2 protein-coding genes and 1 pseudogene are annotated in these 2,829 nt (G+C 67.1%); 1 reads left to right on the top strand and 2 read right to left on the bottom strand.

Features of this window, described 5'->3' with window-relative positions:
* Together hutH and hutI are read right to left on the bottom strand one after the other, a co-directional pair.
* Positions 1-1,381 (bottom strand): histidine ammonia-lyase (gene hutH / locus MOV74_RS35255; RefSeq protein ID WP_246931723.1); only part of this gene is annotated, 1,381 nt, incomplete at its 3' end.
* A complete protein-coding gene (gene hutI / locus MOV74_RS35250; protein WP_246931721.1) occupies positions 1,378-2,592 on the bottom strand; it encodes an imidazolonepropionase in 1,215 nt (404 codons plus the stop codon). The genes hutH and hutI, both read right to left, overlap by 4 nt.
* 83 nt (positions 2,593-2,675) lie before the next feature.
* Between hutI and MOV74_RS35245 the strand changes: the two are divergent.
* Positions 2,676-2,829, top strand: a pseudogene (locus tag MOV74_RS35245) (formimidoylglutamate deiminase); the annotation flags it as partial.

Here is a 2,829-nt window from a genome sequence, read left to right as displayed (position 1 = left end):
CATGCGGCGCGCGGAGCGTGATGCCTTGGGCCGCGACCAGGAGCTCGATGCCGAGGATGGCGGCAAGATTGTCGGCCATGTCGGACAGGCGCCGCGCGGCGTGCGCCGCCATCGAGACGTGATCTTCCTGGTTGGCGCTGGTCGGCGTCGAGTCGATCGAACAGGCAGCTGCGCGCTGCTTGTTCTCGGCATAGAGCGCCGCCGCCGTCACCTCGGCGATCATGAAGCCGGAATTGATGCCGGGATCAGGCGTGAGGAACGGCGGCAGGCCGAAATTGAGCGCGGGATCGACCAACGTCGCAATGCGCCGCTCGCTGATCGCGCCGATTTCCGATAGCGCGAGCGCGATGGCGTCTGCGGCGAACGCCACCGGCTCGGCGTGGAAATTACCTCCGGAGACGATCTCGCTGCTCTCGACCAGCACCAGCGGATTGTCAGTGACCGCGTTGGCCTCGACGATCAGCGTGCGCGCGGCCTGCGTGATCAGATCGAGCGCCGCGCCCGCGACCTGCGGCTGGCAGCGCAGGCAATAGGGATCCTGCACGCGTTCGTCGCCGTCGAGATGCGACAGGCGGATGTCGCTGCCGTCGAGCAACGCCATCAAGGTTGCCGCAGCCGCGATCTGTCCGGAATGGCCGCGCAACGCCTGGATTTCGGGACGGAACGGCGCCGTCGAGGCCATCGCCGCATCCACCGACAACGCGCCGGTGACGAGCGCGGCGCGAGCCAGGTGAAACGCGCGCAGCACGCCTGATATGGCGTAGGCGGTTGAGAACTGTGTCCCGTTGATCAGCGCGAGGCCTTCCTTGGGGCCGAGCGTCAGCGGCGAGAGGCCTGCAGCGGCAAGCGCCTCGCTCCCGGACACGTTCTTGCCATCGACGATCGCCTGTCCTTCGCCGATCATCACCGCCGTCATGTGCGCCAGCGGCGCAAGATCGCCGGAGGCACCGACCGAGCCCTGTTGAGGCACCAGCGGATAGACGCCCTGCGCCAGCATGCCCTGCAATTGCTCGATCACCTCGCGGCGCACGCCGGAGGCACCGCGCCCAAGCGAGACGATCTTCAGCGCCATCATCAGGCGAACGATCGGCTCGGGTGTTGCGGGGCCGACGCCGCAGCAATGCGAGACGATGAGATTGCGCTGGAGCAGCGCGGTCTGGTCCGGCGGAATGCGCTTCGACGCCAGCTTCCCGAAGCCCGTGTTGATCCCATAGACGGGAGCGTCAGCCCGCGCCGCCTTCGCGACGATCTCGGCAGCCGCCTCGACACGCGGCCAGAACGATGGATCGAGCACGACGGCTTGTCCTGCGAGCACGCGCGCGAGATCGTCGAGGCTGACCGTTCCCGGCTTGACGACGATCGCTGCGCCCTGCTCCGTCACTGCCCCCTCCACACCCGCCGCTGCAGCGGATTAAAGCCGATGCGGTAGACCAGTTCAGCGGGCCGCTCGATGTCCCAGACCGCGAGATCGCACCATTTGCCGGCCTCCAGCGTGCCGGTTTCATCGAGCACACCGAGCGCCCGGGCGCCTTCACGGGTGACGCCGGCAAGGCACTCGGCCACATTCATCCGGAACAGCGTCGCCCCCATGTTCATCGCGAGCAGCAGCGAGGTCAGCGGCGAGCTGCCGGGATTGCAATCGGTCGCAAGTGCCATATGGACATCGTGCCTGCGAAACGTCTCGATCGGCGGCTTCTGCGTCTCGCGGATGAAGTAGAACGCACCGGGCAATAGCACGGCCACGGTGCCGGCCCTCGCCATCGCGGCGGCGCCGGCTTCGTCGGTATGCTCGAGATGATCGGCCGACAGCGCCGAGAATTTTGCCGCAAGCGCGGCGCCGCCGAGGTTCGACAGCTGGTCAGCGTGGAGCTTGACCGGCAGCCCAAGCCCTCTCGCGGTCTCGAAAACCCTTGCGGTCTGCTCGGCCGAGAACGCGATCCCCTCCATGAAGGCATCGACGGCATCGGCAAGGCCGGCCTTCGCGACGGCCGGCAGCATCTCGTTGCAGACGAGATCGATGTAGCGATCCTTGTCGCCATCGGCTTCCACCGGCAACGCATGTGCGCCGAGGAAGGAGGTGCGGATCGCCACCGGCCGCTGACGGCCGAGGCTGCGCGCCGCCGCGAGCTGCCGCATCTCGGTCACGGTGTCGAGGCCATAGCCGGATTTGATCTCGACCGTGGTTGCACCCTCACCGATCAGCGCATCGAGCCGCGGCAGCGCGCTTGCGACGAGATCTGCTTCGCTCGCCTTGCGTGTCGCCGCCACCGTGGAGACGATGCCGCCGCCGGCGCGCGCGATTTCCTCGTAGCTCGCACCTTTCAGGCGCAGCTCGAACTCATGCGCGCGATTGCCGCCATACACGAGGTGGGTATGGCAATCGACGAGGCCGGGTGTGATCCAGCGTCCCTCGCAGTCGATCCGCTCGATCGCGCCCGCATCCGCCGGGAAATCTGCTTCTGCTCCGGCGTAGATGATACGGCCGCCGCGCGCAGCGATCACGCCATGCTCGATCTCGCCGAGACCGAGACGATCCGCCCGCATCGTGGCGAGCCGGGCATCGTGCCAGATCCGGTCGAAGCGCTCTGCCATGCAATGGTCCCTTCGTGGGATGCTTGACTTATATGTCTAGACATATAATCGTAAGCCGGTTCTGTCCAGCCGGCGTGTAAATCATGACCCGACTGCATTTCGCCTCCGCGCTCCTGCCCTCGGGCTGGGCCAATGACGTGCAGGTGGTTGTCACCGCAGGCGCGATCGCGGAGGTGACGCCGGGCGTGGCACCGGCTGCCGGCGACGAGCGCCATGCCGTCGCGCTTCCGGGACTGG

This window comes from Bradyrhizobium sp. SHOUNA76 (genome assembly GCF_023006445.1).
Classification (GTDB): domain Bacteria; phylum Pseudomonadota; class Alphaproteobacteria; order Rhizobiales; family Xanthobacteraceae; genus Bradyrhizobium.
The sequence above is the reverse complement of the archived record's forward strand: the minus strand, read 5'-3'. Positions and strand labels throughout refer to the sequence as shown.